The following is a 13,054-nucleotide window of genomic DNA, read 5'->3' as shown; positions in this document are numbered from 1 at the left end:
ACGATGAGACGACGCTCCCCGGAGCCCCCTGCCGCCGCGCCTCGGCGCCGCGTGCGATCCCTCTTCCTCTCCGCTCTCGCCTGCACGAGCGTCGCCCTCACCGGTGCTCTCGTCCCCGTCTCGGCGCAGGCCGTCGACGTCCCGGCGCCCACCGCGCACTACGACATGTCGCACGCCGGCTCGGCCCTGCTCGACATCTCGGGCAACGGACGCAACGCCACCCTGACCGGCCTCACCGACGCCTCCTTCGCGAACGCCGGCGGCGACCAGGTCGCCCGGTTCAAGAACGACGGCTACGCGAGCCTCCCCCAGGGCCTGGTCACCGGAGCCGACAACGCCTTCGCCGTCGAGTACACGGTGAAGACGCAGACCACCGCCAACCAGTTCGGCTGGGTCATCGGCGACGGCGTCGGCCCGTGGAACACCACGCAGCTCGGCAACCACGTCTTCGTGAACCCGCGCAACCCGGACGGCTCGCCCAGCGGACAGGTCCTCGCGGGCATCCGCGTCAAGGAGCCCACCAGCAACGGCGAGACCCGCATGCCGTTCGGCGGCACACTGAACCCCGGGTTCACGACCCTCACGCTCGTCGGCACCGGCACGGGGTCGAGCACCGTGCTGACCCTCTACCGCGACGGCACGCAGATCTCGACGGCGAACACCACGAAGTCGATGGCGAGCATCGTCCCGACCGGATCCACGCTCGGCTACCTCGGGCGCTCGCTCTACACCGGAGACGCCCTGGTGACCGCCGACGTCACCGACGTGAAGTTCTGGGACACCTCCCTCACCGCCGAGCAGGTCGCCTCGAGCATGCCGACCGCCGACGCGAAGGCGTCCGCGACCTCCGCCCTGCTGCGCTCGGACATCCAGCCCGTCCTGCTGGCCGGCAACCCGTCGCTGACCCAGGTCTCCTCGAACCTGACGCTGCCCGCCTCCAGCAGCGGCGTCCCGCTCACCTGGACCTCCTCGAACAGCGCGGTCGTCTCGACCACCGGCGTCGTCTCGCGCACGATCGCGCAGAACACCCCGGTGACTCTGACGGCGACCACCGCTCAGGGCGCGACGATCGCCTTCGACGTCGTCGTGCTCGCCCCGAGCATCAACGACGACCTCGACGCGCTGAAGCTCGCCACGCGCACGACCGAGAACCTCCCCCTCGCGGTGAAGGGCGCCAAGAACGGCACCGACATCACCTGGACCTCGTCCGACCCGGCGCTCGTCACCCCGACGAACACGTCCTACGCCGCTCCGGCGGTCGGCGCGGCCGACCCGTACCGCGGCGGCGGCGTCGTCACCCGGCCGGCCTACGGCTCCGGCGACAGGACCGTCACCCTCACCGCGAAGGCGACGCTCAACGGAGTCACCGAGACGCGCGCCTTCACGCTGACGGTCGCCGAGCTCGGCCGCACCGCTCCCGACGCGGGCTACGCCTCGGCGTACTTCAAGTCGGACGGCGACGAGAAGATCTACCAGGCCGCGACCTCGGGCAACGACTTCTTCACCTTCTCGCCGGTCAACGGCGGCAAGGCGGTCATCACCTCGACGACCGACACGAAGGGCCTGCGCGACCCGTTCATCCTCCGCTCGCACAACGGCGACAAGTACTACATGGTCGCCACCGACCTCTGCATCTCCTGCGGCACCGGCTGGGGCGACGCCCAGTCCAAGGGCAGCCTGAAGATCGAGGTCTGGGAGTCGACCGACCTGGTGCAGTGGACCCGCACCAACGGCGCCGACACCGGCATCACGGTGAACCAGCCGGCCGCCGGAATGACCTGGGCGCCCGAGGCGTACTGGGACGACGCCCTGCAGTCCTACGTCGTGTTCTTCTCCTCGCGCCTCTACTCCGACGCGACGAAGACCAACAACGACAAGCTCTACTCCCGCGTCTTCTCCGTGATCACCCGCGACTTCCGCACCTTCACCGCTCCTCCCGCCACCTGGCAGGACACCGGCTACGCGCGGATCGACTCGACGATCACGAAGATCGGCGACTACTACTACCGCTTCACCAAGAACGAGGAGGGCGGCGCCGCCGGCACCCTCGAGGCCGGGAAGGACATCTTCCTCGAGAAGTCGAAGGTCCTGACCGCCGGGACGACCTCCTCCAACTGGAGCGCCGACCCGAACACCACGTGGCAGCTCACCGACACCCGGATGACCTCGCTCGAGACCGGCCAGGCCGGTGAGGGACCCGAGATCATCAAGCTGAACGCGGGCGACCCGAACGACACCACCGGCACGGGCGACGGCTACGCCTTCCTCGTCGACAACTACGGCGACGGCGGCTACAAGGCCTTCCTCACCTCCGGAGCGGCCATCGCCGGCAGCTCGCAGACGAACCGCCTCTCGCAGTCGGCCGACTGGAACGTCTCGCCCAAGAGCCGCGCCGGCCTCCCGGCCAGCCCGAGGCACGGCGCGTTCGTGAGCGTCCCGCAGACGGTCCTCACCGCCATGAAGAACTGGACCGGCGTCACCGCCGTCGACTCCACCACGACCCTCACCGCCGACGGCCGCACGGTCACGGCGACGGTCGCGGCGGCCGACAGGGGCGACGTCGTCGGCTCGGTCACCTTCACCGGCGGCTCGTGGACCTCGACCGTCCCGCTCTCCGGCGGCTCGGCGAGCGTCTCGGTCCCGGCGGGCGTGACCGGCGTCACGGCCTCCTACACCGGGTACCCGGACAAGCTGGTGCGCACGTCGGTCTCGGCCGCCGTCCCGCTGGACACCCTCGAGCTCGTCCCCGCCGTCGCCACGCGCTGCGTCGCCGGGAAGATCGTGCTCACCGCGACCGTGAAGAACACCGACACCGCTGCCGCGGACGTCACGATCGCCTCGGCCTACGGCTCGAAGTCGTTCACCGCGGTCGCACCCGGATCGTCCGCCTCCGCCGCCTTCACCACCCGCCTGGCCTCGATGCCGGCCGGCACGGTGACGGTGACCGGATCGGCGACCGGCCAGCCCGCGTTCACCGCGACGGTCCCCGTGGCCGCCGCGCGCTGCTGACGCACTGACGACGAAGGGCCCCCTCCTGCGCTCGCGCGGGAGGGGGCCCTTCGTCGTCCCGGGTCAGACGGTGGGAGCGAGCAGGTCCGCGTGGTGGACGGCCGCCACGTTCGGGTGAGCCCGGAGGCGGTAGCGCAGCGCGTTCTCGCCGTAGGTCTCGAGGATCGGCGCGTTCGTCGGGTCGACCGAGAGGCCGGACTTGAGCTCCTCGGGCAGCGGGAGCGAGGGCATGGTGGCCGAGAGCGCGGGATTGAAGAAGAACGGGATCGAGATCCGGTCCGTTCCGATCAGCGGCGAGATCACGCGGTGCAGCGTCGCCTTGAGGTAGCCGCCCGTGGCGAGCTCCAGCATCTCGCCGATGTTGACGACGAACGCGCCCTCCATCGCGGGTGCCTCGATCCACGAGCCGTCGTGCTCGACCTGCAGGCCGCCCTTGCCGGGCTCGACCAGCAGCAGCGTCAGCACGCCGCCGTCGCGGTGCGCGCCCACGCCCTGCTTGGGCTCCGGGTCGGAGGTGCCCGGGTAGCGGACGACCTTCACCAGCGAGAACGGCCGCTCGGCGAACGCCTCGTCGAACACGTCCTCCGGGGCGTCGAGCGCGACGGCCCAGGTGCGCAGCAGCCGGATCGCGACTGCCGCGAGCTCCGCGTGCCAGCGCTCGAAGACCTCGCGGAACTCCGGCAGCGCCTCGGGCCAGAGGTTCGGCCCCTCGAGGCGCTCGTAGTCGGCGACGCCGGGCCCGGCGGGAACGGCCGGTCGGTCGATGCCGATGTCGACCTGCTCGCGGTAGTCGACGTCGCCGTTGGTGAGCTCGGCGCCGAAGCGGGTGTAGCCGCGGAACTGCGGGCTGAGGGTGTTCTCGATCGCGAGCTTCTCCTCCTCCGGCAGGTCGAAGAAGCGGCGGGAGACGGCGACGACGTCGTCGAGGAGGTCCTGCGGCACGCCGTGGCCGACGAGGTAGAAGAATCCCACGTCGTGCGTGGTCTCCCGGAGGTCGCGGCGGAAGGCGGCGGCCTCCGCCTCCCCCTGGTCGAGGCGGGACAGGTCGAGGATCGGCAGGGAATCGGTCATGCACCGACTCTCGCGCACGAACCTGCACAGCAGTCGATTGTTACGACAACCAAAACGGCGGGCCCCGCCACGGCGCGGAAGAGGGTTCCTCCGCGCCGCGACCGGGCCCGCCGTGAGCGCCGAGTGTTACGGCGTGGGCATGCCGCCGTTGACGTGCAGCGTCTCGCCGACGACGTAGCTCGACTCCGGGGAGGCGAGGAACACGTAGGCGGGAGCGAGCTCGGCCGGCTGGCCCCAGCGTCCGAGCGGCGTCTGCGAGCCGACCTCGGGCAGCTTGTCGGACGGCTGGCCGCCCGCGGTCTGCAGCGGCGTCCAGATCGGGCCCGGGGCGACGACGTTCACGCGGATCCCCTTGGGCGCGAGCTGCTGCGCGAGCGCCTTCGAGAACGTGTTGATCGTGGCCTTCGTGCTGGCGTAGTCGACCAGCATCGGCGACGGCTGGTAGGCCTGGATCGACGAGGTGCTGATGATCGCGGAGCCCGGGGCGAGGTGCGGCACGGCCGCCTTCGTCATCCAGAACATCGCGTAGACGTTGGTCTTGAAGGTCTCGTCGAACTGCTCGTCCGAGAGCTCGAGGAAGTCCTCGACGTGCTGCTGCTTGCCCGCGTTGTTGACGAGGATGTCGAGTCCGCCCAGGCCCTCGACGGCCTTCGCGACGGCGCCCACCGCGAAGTCGTGGTCGGTGATGTCGCCGGGGATGGCGACGGCGGTGCGGCCGGCCTCCTCGATCAGCGCGACGACCTTCTTCGCGTCGGACTCCTCCTCGGGGAGGTAGACGATCGCGACGTCGGCGCCCTCGCGGGCGTAGGCGATGGCGACGGCCGCGCCGATGCCCGAGTCGCCTCCGGTGACGAGCGCCTTGCGCCCGGTCAGACGGCCGGAGCCGCGGTAGGTCGACTCGCCGCGGTCGGCGGGGTCGTCCATCTTCGAGTCGAGGCCGGAGCCCTCCTGGTACTGGGCCTCCGTGTCGATGTCGGCGAACATCGCGGTCGGGTCTTGGAACGTGTACTGGTCGTTCTGCGGAGTCTGGTCGTTCTGCGAGGTCATGTCTCGACGCTAGGCGCGCGGGATCGGCGGCCGCGCGTGCTTGACAGCCCCGATCCGCCAGGACACAGGAGGTCTTCAGGAGCCGCGGAGCCCCCCGGATCGGGGAGAATGGTGCGGTGACCCGCGACGACTCCCTGTCCTTCGACACCACGGCGCCGCTGCCCGGCTGGCAGCACGCCTACTCCGGCAAGGTGCGCGACCTCTACACCCCCGACGATGCCGACCCCGTGCTCGGCGCCGACCGCATGCTCGTCGTCGCCAGCGACCGGGTCAGCGCGTACGACGCGGTCCTCGAGCCCGGGATCCCCGGCAAGGGCGAGCTGCTGACCACGCTCTCCCTCTGGTGGTTCGCGCAGCTCTCCGACGTCCCCAACCATCTGATCCCGGGCGCGATCCCCGAGGCGGTACGCGGCCGGTCGATGCTGGTGAAGACGCTCGACATGTTCCCGATCGAGTGCGTCGTCCGCGGCTACCTCTCCGGCAGCGGCTGGAAGGAGTACCGGGAGACGGGCTCCGTCTGCGGCGTCCCGCTCCCCGAGGGCCTCCAGGACGGCGACCCGCTCCCCGAGCCGATCTACACCCCGGCGTGGAAGGCCCCGCAGGGCGAGCACGACGAGAACATCACCTTCGAGCGCACGGTCGAGATCGTCGGGGAGGAGGCCGCGGAGGCGCTGCGCACCCTCTCGCTCGCCGTCTTCCGCGAGGCGTCCACCATCGCCCTGGCCCGCGGCGTGCTGCTGGCCGACACGAAGTTCGAGTTCGGGGTCGACCGCGGGACCGGAGTCGTCACCCTCGGCGACGAGGTCCTCACCAGCGACTCCTCCCGCTACTGGGACGCCGACGACTACGACGCCGGCATCCGCGGCCGCTCGTTCGACAAGCAGATCGTGCGCGACTGGCTCTCCGACAACTGGGACGGCCAGGGCCTCCCGCCGACCCTCCCGTCCGAGATCGTCGAGCGCACGGCCGCGCGCTACCGCGAGCTCATCGAGCGCCTCACGCGCTGAGGCACCGGAACGACCTGTGGACGATCACCACCCTCGCGTCCGGCTGGAGGCCCGCGGCGAGGATCCGGACGAGGCGCGGCACAGCCTCGCGCGGCTCTACAATGGCGACGAGTGGCGCGCCGCCACCACCGCGGCCGACTTCAGCTACCGCTACGCGGCCATCGGCGACTGCGGGATGACCCTCCGCACCTCGCGGATGTCCGGGCGCCTCGCGGGCGGCGTGGGCGACTCGGACGACGTCGTCGTGCAGTGGATCGTGGGCGGCTCCGGCCGGATCGACGTCGGCCGCGCCTCGATCGCGATGGAGGAGAACCGTCCCGTCCTCTTCCCCGTCGGCCGGCCGTTCGCCTTCGACTACGTCGACTTCGACCAGCGCCTGGTGCACCTCGACCGTGGAGTGGTCGACCGGGTCGCCGCCGAGCGGGGCCTCGTCGGGTCCCTCGTCTTCGACTCCGAGCACCGCCCCGACTCCGCGGCGATCCGCCGCTGGCGCACCGCCGTCGCCGACTCCGCCCGCGCGCTGCGCAGCGAGCGCGTCGAGCCGCTGCTCTGGGACGAGCTCACCCGCGCCACGGCCTCCGCGCTGCTCGACCTCTACCCTCCGGAGTCCGCTCCGGTCCCGCCCGAGCTCCTCGCCCCCCGGAACGCACGGATCCGCACGGCCGTCGAGTACGTGCACGCCCACTGCAGCGAGCCGATCGGCCCCGCCGAGATGGCGGCGGCGTCGGGCCTGACCGTTCGGGGCCTGCAGTCCGCGTTCCAGCGGGTGCTCGGGATGCGCCCGATCGCCTACCTGCGCCTGGTGCGGCTCGACCGCGCCCGGGTGGAGCTGGCGGCGAGCCCGCCCCACGGGACGACGGTCGCCGCCGTCGCCCGGCACTGGGGCTTCGGGAACGCGGGCCGCTTCAGCGCGGCCTACGCGGAGCGGTTCGGCGAGTCGCCGAGCGCCACCCTGCAGAGCTGATCAGTCGACGAGCTCGGGCGGCGGCTGCCCCTCGAGGATGCGGCTGAGGCCGTCGAGCAGCACCGCGACGGTCGCGGCCTCCGATTCGGGCACCTTCGCGACCATCGCGCGGATCTGCTCGTAGGTCGGGTCGTCGGTGCCGACGATGGCCTTCTGCGCGCGCTCCGTCAGGCAGAGGATGCGGCCGCGGCCGTCGGACGGGTCGGGAGTGCGGTCCACGTAGCCGGCGCGGGCGAGGCGGTCGACGAGGAGGGAGACGGCCGCCGTCGTGATCGACAGGGCCGCGGACAGGTCGACGGCGCGGACGATCTCGTCGCGCCGCTCCCCGACTCCGATCAGCCGCAGGGCCGCGAGATCCGTGGCGCCGATGCCCAGGCGCCGCTCCACACGGCCGTCGTAGTCGCGCTCCGCCGTGCGCAATCGCGCGAGCAGAGCGAACAGGTCTGGCCGAGCGTCCATCGAGGTGCACCTTCCGAGCGGCAGGCGCCCCGGACGGGAACTCGCTGCACCCATCGAACCACTTCTCCGGCGATCGGACGGCGTGTGTCCCGAAAGCGCAGTCGGCGCCGAGACTGTTAGTCAACCGACTTAGCAATACCTAGTGTCGACGGTGCGGCACGCCTTCCGTGCGCCGCCGACGGTGAGGAGGTGCGCGCGATGGGACGACTGCTCTACGGCGCACCCGCCAGCTCGCACTCCTTCGAGGACCGCGCCCTGGCCCACCTCCAGACCGTGATCACCTCGCGGTTCCGCCGCGGCGAGGGCTTCCTCCTGACGATCGAGGACGCCGAGGGCCGCCGGTCCGAACTGTGGCTCCACCCCGGCATCCCCACCCGCTACGAGTACGACGGCACCGCCGCGATCGAGCTGAACCCGCACTGGCTGCGCGAGCTCTCGAACGCCTCGAACGGCCGCCTCGGCCTCCACCTCCTCCCCGAAACCTCGTCGCCCGACGACCTCTCCGTGAAGAAGATCCCCGCATGAGCGACCACAACGGCACACTGTTCCGGCGCGGAGGCACCGTCCGCTTCGTCCGCTGGATCTCCTCCCGCGACGGCGGCTGGGCCCCCGAGATCGTGCAGGGGCGCTACCTCGAGCGCGACGACCGCGGCTGGCTGGTCGAGATCGAGGGCACCCCGACGGTGCTCGCGAAGGACGACTGGGCCGTCTACCGCTGACCGGCCGTGCGCTCGGCGTACTGTTGAGCAGGTGCGTTCTCGTGATCGCCGCGGCATCACCTCGGCTCCCCTCCTCCTGACGACCATCGGAACGACGAGCCTCGTCTTCCTCTGCGCGTTCGAGTCGCTCGCCGTGACGACGATCATGCCGATCGTCAGCGCCGATCTCGACGGCCGCGCCCTCTATCCCCTGGCCTTCGCGGCGACGCTCGCCGCCGCCGTGGTCGGGATGGTCGCGGCCGGCTCCTCGGCCGACCGCCGCGGCCCGACGCCGTCGCTCGTGGTCGCGATCCTGCTCTTCACCCTGGGGCTCGTCGCCGCGGGCGCCGCGCAGTCGATGCCGGTCTTCGTGGCGGCCCGCCTGCTGCAGGGGCTGGGCAGCGGAGGGATCACCGTCACCCTCTACGTGCTCGTCGCGCGGGTCTACCCGAGCGAGCTGCATCCGAGGATCTTCGGCGCCTTCGCCGCGGCCTGGGTCGTGCCGTCGCTGGTGGGGCCGCTGGTGGCCGGAGTCGTCGCCGAGCTCGCGAGCTGGCACTGGGTCTTCTTCGGAGTCGTCGCCCTGGTGGCCCTCGCGAGCGCCGCGATCGCGCCGACGCTCCGCTCGCTCGAGCCGCGCGAGCGCCTCCCCTTCGACCGCCGGGCAGTGGGCCGCATCGCCCGCGCCGTGGTCGTCTCGGCCGGAGTCGTCGTGCTGAGCACGAGCGCCGAGCTCGCGCCCGACCTCGCCGGCCTCCTGGCCGCGGCCGCTGTGGTCATCGTGGTCGTGGCGGTTCGCGCGCTCCTGCCCGTCGGCACGCTGCGCGCCCGGGGCGTCCTGCCGTCGGTGATCCTCCTCCGCGCCCTCGTCGCCGCGGCGTTCTTCGGCACCGAGGTCTACCTGCCGCTGCTGCTCTCGGAGCAGTACGGCCTGCCGCCCTGGCTCTCGGGCGCCATGCTCACCGCGGGCGCCGTCTCCTGGGCTCTCGGCTCGAACCTCCAGGGACGCCCGGGCACCCGCCTCAGCCACGGCGGAGCGATGCGGCTCGGCACGTCGCTCGTGCTCGCCGGCATCGGAGTCGTGCTGCTCGTCACGGTGCTCGCCCTCAGCCCGATCGTCGCGGGCGTGGGCTGGTTCCTGGCCGGCGGCGGCATGGGCACGATGTTCCCGCGGATGGGGACGATGACGCTCGCGCTCTCCGCTCCGGGCCGGGAGGGCTTCAACAGCTCGGCCCTGCAGATCGCCGACTCGACCGGCGCCTCGGTCTCCCTCGCGCTGACGGGCCTCCTCGCGGCGGCGGTCACCGGCCTGATCGGGGCCGGGACCGGGGTCTTCGCCGCAACCTTCTCGTACGCCGCGCTGATCGCGATCGTCGCGGTCGGTCTGGCCGGCCGGCTCGACGGGCTCCTGCGCCGCGAGGGACGCCGGGAGCCCGCCGAGCAGGCTCAGCTGTAGAGCGACTCCGGCACGTCGAGGCCGTAGATCGCGCGGCCGGACGACCAGATCACCGAGCAGGCGGCCCGCAGCAGATCTGTCGCGTCGTCGCCGGCGTCCACGATCACCACGGAGTCGCCGTCGAGGCGGACCTTGGCGCCGCGGATGGCGTGCGTGCCGTTCCGCGAGACCGTCGTCGCCGGGTAGGGCAGGTGCAGCTCGCGCAGGTCGCCGAGGATGTACGTCGGCCGGAGCTTGGGCTCCGCGGCGAGGAGCTGCTTGGCCCGGTCGATCCCGGTGAGCACGTGGGCGCTCTCCATGTCGGCGCCGTTCGCGCCGGCGATGTCGGTGTCGAGCCGGTCGCCGAGGAACAGCGGGTTCGTCGAGCCGAAGCGCACGGTCGCCGCGTCGAAGATGGCCCGCTCGGGCTTGCCCGCGACGACCGGGAGCCGACCGACCGCGGTGTGCACGGCCGAGACGAGGGTCCCGTTGCCCGGGGCGATGCCGCGGGCGACGGGGATCGTCCAGTCGGTGTTCGTCGCGACCCACGGGATCCCCGTGTGGAGCGCGAACGAGGCCTCGGCCAGCTGCTCCCAGCCGACCGTGGGCGCGAAGCCCTGGATGACCGCCGCCGGCGAGTCCTCCGCGCTGCGCGTCACGGTGAACCCGGCGCGCTCGACCTCGGAGGTGAGGCCCTCCGCCCCGACGACGAGGATCGTCGAGCCGGCCGGGACCAGGTCGGCGAGCAGCACGACCGCCGCCTGCGGGGAGGTGACGACGTCCTCGGGCCGGACGCTCAGCCCCAGCTCGGAGAGGTGCCCGGCGACGGAGGCGTCCGTGCGGGAGGCGTTGTTGGTGATGTAGCCGACGCGCAGCGTCTCGGCCGCGCGGTTGAGGCTCTCCACCGCGAAGGGGATCGCGTCGGCACCCTTGTAGACGACCCCGTCGAGGTCGGCCAGGACGGAGTCGCGGCCGTCGAGCGGAGTGGGCTCAGTCCTGCTGCTGCGGAACATCGCCGTCCTCCTCGGTGGTGTCGGCGGATTCGACCGACTCGTCGGCGGTCGGGTCAGCCGAGTCGAGAGCTTCATCCGGGTCCGTCTCGGCGAGATCGTCCGACTCGAGGGACTCGTCCGCGAAGGTCGGCTCGTCCGTGTCGACGAGGTCGGCCTCGGCGCCAGCGGTCGCATCAGCGTCGTCCGCGTCCGCGTCGTCGTCGTCGGCGATCTCCTCGGAGAAGGTCCGGTGGACCTCGTCCTCGTCCGCGTCGTCGACGGCGGTCGGGCCGTCCTCGTCGTCCAGGTAGTCGTCCGCGTCGTCGACCGCGGTCCCTTCCTCAACGCGATCGGGAGCGGACTCGGCCTCCGCCGACTCGTGCTCCTCCTCGATCACCTCGATCGTCTCGTCGTCACCGCCGCCCTCGGCCGCGAAGACGGCCTGCGCCGCGATGTCAGCGCGACGCTGCCACTCGGCCGCCTCCTCGGAGCGGCCGACCTCCTCGAGGACGAGCGAGTAGGCGGCGAAGAGATCCGGGCTGTACGAGAACGCGCGGTCCGGGTCCAGCTGCGGGATCTCGAGCTCCATGAGAGCGAGCTCCGCCTGCCCGAGGTCGAGGCGGGCGCCGGACATGGCGATGGCCAGCGACACCTGCGCGCCGGGGCTCAGCGTGGTGCGGTCGATCGACCGACCCAGCTCGAGCGCCTTGTCGGGCCGGCCCACGCCGCGCTCGGAGTCGACCATCAGCGGCACCTGCTCGTCCGAGCCGGAGATCCGACGGAAGGTCCGCAGCTCGCGCAGCGCCAGGGCGAAGTCGCCCGTCGCGTACGCCGAGATTGCCAGCGACTCGCGGACAACGGCGATGCGTCCCGCGCGGCGGGCCGCCGAGAGCACGTGGCGGTGCGCCAGCTCGGGGTCCTCCTCGAGGAGGCGGCCGGCCATCACCAGGTGACGGGCGACCCATTCGGCGTTGTCCTTCGAGAGCGTGCGCAGCTCGTTGCGGGCGACCTTGTCGAGGTCCTTGGCCTGCACGTCGTCCGGAAGGTCCGGGTCGTCGTGGCGCGGACGCACCGACTGGAGGGAGCGCCGCTCGCGCTCCTCCTCGGTGAGCTCCGGCTCCTCGCGGGGGCCGCCGCGTCCGCCGCCGAAGCCCTCGCGTCCGCGTCCGCCGCCCTGGCGGTCTCCGCCGCCCCGACGATCGTCCGACCACGGCCGGCTTCCCCCGTCGCGCGATCCACCGCGGAACGGCGGACGCGAGTCACCGTCACGCTGCGGACGGGAGTCGCCGCCACCACGGTAGGGAGGGCGGGAGTCCCCATCGCGCTGAGGACGGGAATCTCCACCACCACGGTAAGGAGGCCGGGAGTCCCCGTCACGCTGGGCACGAGAGTCGTCACCGCGATAGGGAGGCCGAGAGTCACCGTCCCGCTGCGGACGCGAGTCGCCACCGCGATAGGGAGGACGCGAGTCACCTTCCCGCTGCGGACGGGAGTCCCCACCTCCACGGTAAGGAGGACGGGAGTCCCCATCGCGCTGAGGACGGGAATCCCCACCCCCGCGGTAAGGAGGACGAGAGTCACTGTCACGCTGCGGACGAGAGTCGCCGCCACCGCGGTAAGGAGGACGCGAGTCACCATCACGCTGCGGACGCGAATCCCCACCGCCACGGTAAGGAGGACGGGAGTCCCCGTCGCGCTGCGGACGCGAATCGCCACCACCACGGTAAGGAGGACGCGAGTCCCCGTCGCGCTGCGGACGGGAATCCCCACCACCGCGGTACGGAGCACGCGAGTCACCATCACGCTGCGGACGCGAATCCCCACCGCCACGGTAAGGAGGCCGGGAGTCCCCATCACGCTGCGGACGGGAGTCCCCACCACCACGGTACGGAGGACGAGAGTCCCCGTCGCGCTGCGGACGGGAATCGCCACCACCGCGGTACGGAGGACGCGAGTCACCATCACGCTGCGGACGGGAGTCGCCACCGCCACGATAGGGAGGACGAGCATCACCGTCGCGGCGGGGGCGGGAATCGCCCGAGCCGCCGCGATCGTTCGAGGAGCGGCCGGGGCCGCCGGCGCGAGGCGGCCGCTCGTCACGACGTCCGGAGTCCCGGTCGTTGCGGTCGGATCCTGAGTCGTCCATGCGTTCCTCGCCTGTCGTGGTGATGCTCTGTGGAGTTGACCCGCCCGAGGGCGGGGAGGACGGCCGTAACCGTCTCACCACCCTAACCCGCACCGCGCTCCAGTGAGCAGCGGGGATCCGAGGTGGTGGTTAAACAGCGATGGCCACCCATTTCTGGGTGGCCATCGTGAATGGTGTCCGGCGGTGTCCTACTCTCCCACAGGGTCCCCCCTGCAGTACCATCGGC

Annotated in this window: 12 protein-coding genes; 7 read left to right on the top strand and 5 right to left on the bottom strand. The window is 71.9% G+C overall.

Features of this window, described 5'->3' with window-relative positions; all coding sequences use genetic code 11:
- Nucleotides 1-51: 51 nt before the first annotated feature.
- On the top strand, nt 52-3,009 hold the full coding sequence (locus tag C5B92_RS09790) for an immunoglobulin-like domain-containing protein (protein WP_258061330.1): 2,958 nt from the start codon (nt 52-54) through the stop codon (nt 3,007-3,009).
- Nucleotides 3,010-3,072: 63 nt separating this feature from the next.
- On the opposite strand, the gene C5B92_RS09785 is transcribed toward C5B92_RS09790, so the two are convergent.
- A complete protein-coding gene (locus C5B92_RS09785) occupies nt 3,073-4,080 on the bottom strand; it encodes an isopenicillin N synthase family oxygenase (protein WP_104256556.1) in 1,008 nt (335 codons plus the stop codon).
- A 126-nt stretch (nt 4,081-4,206) separates the two neighbouring features.
- Nucleotides 4,207-5,127, bottom strand: coding sequence for a glucose 1-dehydrogenase (locus C5B92_RS09780; protein ID WP_104223791.1), 921 nt, complete (start codon nt 5,125-5,127; stop codon nt 4,207-4,209).
- Nucleotides 5,128-5,243: 116 nt separating this feature from the next.
- On the opposite strand from C5B92_RS09780, the gene C5B92_RS09775 reads away from it, so the two are divergent.
- Nucleotides 5,244-6,134: a phosphoribosylaminoimidazolesuccinocarboxamide synthase gene (locus C5B92_RS09775; protein WP_258061329.1), complete on the top strand. Its 891-nt coding sequence runs from the start codon at nt 5,244-5,246 to the stop codon at nt 6,132-6,134.
- A gap of 16 nt (nt 6,135-6,150) precedes the next feature.
- Nucleotides 6,151-7,098, top strand: coding sequence for a helix-turn-helix domain-containing protein (locus tag C5B92_RS09770; protein ID WP_104256555.1), 948 nt, complete (start codon nt 6,151-6,153; stop codon nt 7,096-7,098).
- Here the strand turns inward: C5B92_RS09770 and C5B92_RS09765 are convergent, their stop codons facing one another.
- Entirely contained in the window at nt 7,099-7,557 is a 459-nt protein-coding gene (locus C5B92_RS09765) for a MarR family winged helix-turn-helix transcriptional regulator (RefSeq protein WP_104326055.1), read from the bottom strand.
- 198 nt (nt 7,558-7,755) lie between these two features.
- Here C5B92_RS09765 and C5B92_RS09760 point away from each other — a divergent pair, with 198 nt between their 5' ends.
- From C5B92_RS09760 to C5B92_RS09750, 3 genes are read left to right on the top strand one after another with little or no spacing between them, the layout of a single operon-like run.
- Entirely contained in the window at nt 7,756-8,082 is a 327-nt protein-coding gene (locus tag C5B92_RS09760) for a hypothetical protein (protein ID WP_104223794.1), read from the top strand.
- Nucleotides 8,079-8,276 (top strand): hypothetical protein, encoded by a 198-nt coding sequence (locus tag C5B92_RS09755; protein WP_068256013.1) that lies wholly within the window; start codon nt 8,079-8,081, stop codon nt 8,274-8,276. Before C5B92_RS09760 ends, C5B92_RS09755 begins: the two co-directional genes overlap by 4 nt.
- A gap of 31 nt (nt 8,277-8,307) precedes the next feature.
- Nucleotides 8,308-9,711 (top strand): MFS transporter, encoded by a 1,404-nt coding sequence (locus C5B92_RS09750; protein ID WP_258061328.1) that lies wholly within the window; start codon nt 8,308-8,310, stop codon nt 9,709-9,711.
- On the opposite strand, the gene C5B92_RS09745 is transcribed toward C5B92_RS09750, so the two are convergent.
- Nucleotides 9,702-10,703 carry an HAD-IIA family hydrolase gene (locus C5B92_RS09745; RefSeq protein WP_104256554.1) on the bottom strand — a complete coding sequence of 334 codons (1,002 nt, stop codon included), beginning with the start codon at nt 10,701-10,703 and terminating at the stop codon, nt 9,702-9,704. The genes C5B92_RS09750 and C5B92_RS09745 overlap by 10 nt on opposite strands.
- Nucleotides 10,681-11,754 (bottom strand): hypothetical protein, encoded by a 1,074-nt coding sequence (locus tag C5B92_RS09740; RefSeq protein WP_181028789.1) that lies wholly within the window; start codon nt 11,752-11,754, stop codon nt 10,681-10,683. The genes C5B92_RS09745 and C5B92_RS09740 overlap by 23 nt, the downstream gene beginning before the upstream one ends.
- Between C5B92_RS09740 and C5B92_RS17295 the strand changes: the two genes are divergently transcribed.
- Nucleotides 11,740-12,819 carry a hypothetical protein gene (locus tag C5B92_RS17295; RefSeq protein WP_181028788.1) on the top strand — a complete coding sequence of 360 codons (1,080 nt, stop codon included), beginning with the start codon at nt 11,740-11,742 and terminating at the stop codon, nt 12,817-12,819. The genes C5B92_RS09740 and C5B92_RS17295 overlap by 15 nt on opposite strands.
- Nucleotides 12,820-13,054 lie beyond the last annotated feature (235 nt).

The sequence above is a fragment of the Rathayibacter sp. AY1A4 genome, from assembly GCF_002930955.1.
GTDB lineage: Bacteria > Actinomycetota > Actinomycetes > Actinomycetales > Microbacteriaceae > Rathayibacter.
The sequence above is the reverse complement of the archived record's forward strand: the minus strand, read 5'-3'. Positions and strand labels throughout refer to the sequence as shown.

What these genes read in the sequence shown, in the direction of transcription:
- C5B92_RS09760 (WP_104223794.1), top strand. Translation starts at nt 7,756, where the DNA reads ATGGGACGACTGCTCTACGGCGCACCCGCCAGCTCGCACTCCTTCGAG.
- C5B92_RS09765 (WP_104326055.1), bottom strand. Translation starts at nt 7,557, where the DNA reads ATGGACGCTCGGCCAGACCTGTTCGCTCTGCTCGCGCGATTGCGCACG.
- C5B92_RS09745 (WP_104256554.1), bottom strand. Translation starts at nt 10,703, where the DNA reads ATGTTCCGCAGCAGCAGGACTGAGCCCACTCCGCTCGACGGCCGCGAC.
- C5B92_RS09780 (WP_104223791.1), bottom strand. Translation starts at nt 5,127, where the DNA reads ATGACCTCGCAGAACGACCAGACTCCGCAGAACGACCAGTACACGTTC.
- C5B92_RS09785 (WP_104256556.1), bottom strand. Translation starts at nt 4,080, where the DNA reads ATGACCGATTCCCTGCCGATCCTCGACCTGTCCCGCCTCGACCAGGGG.
- C5B92_RS09755 (WP_068256013.1), top strand. Translation starts at nt 8,079, where the DNA reads ATGAGCGACCACAACGGCACACTGTTCCGGCGCGGAGGCACCGTCCGC.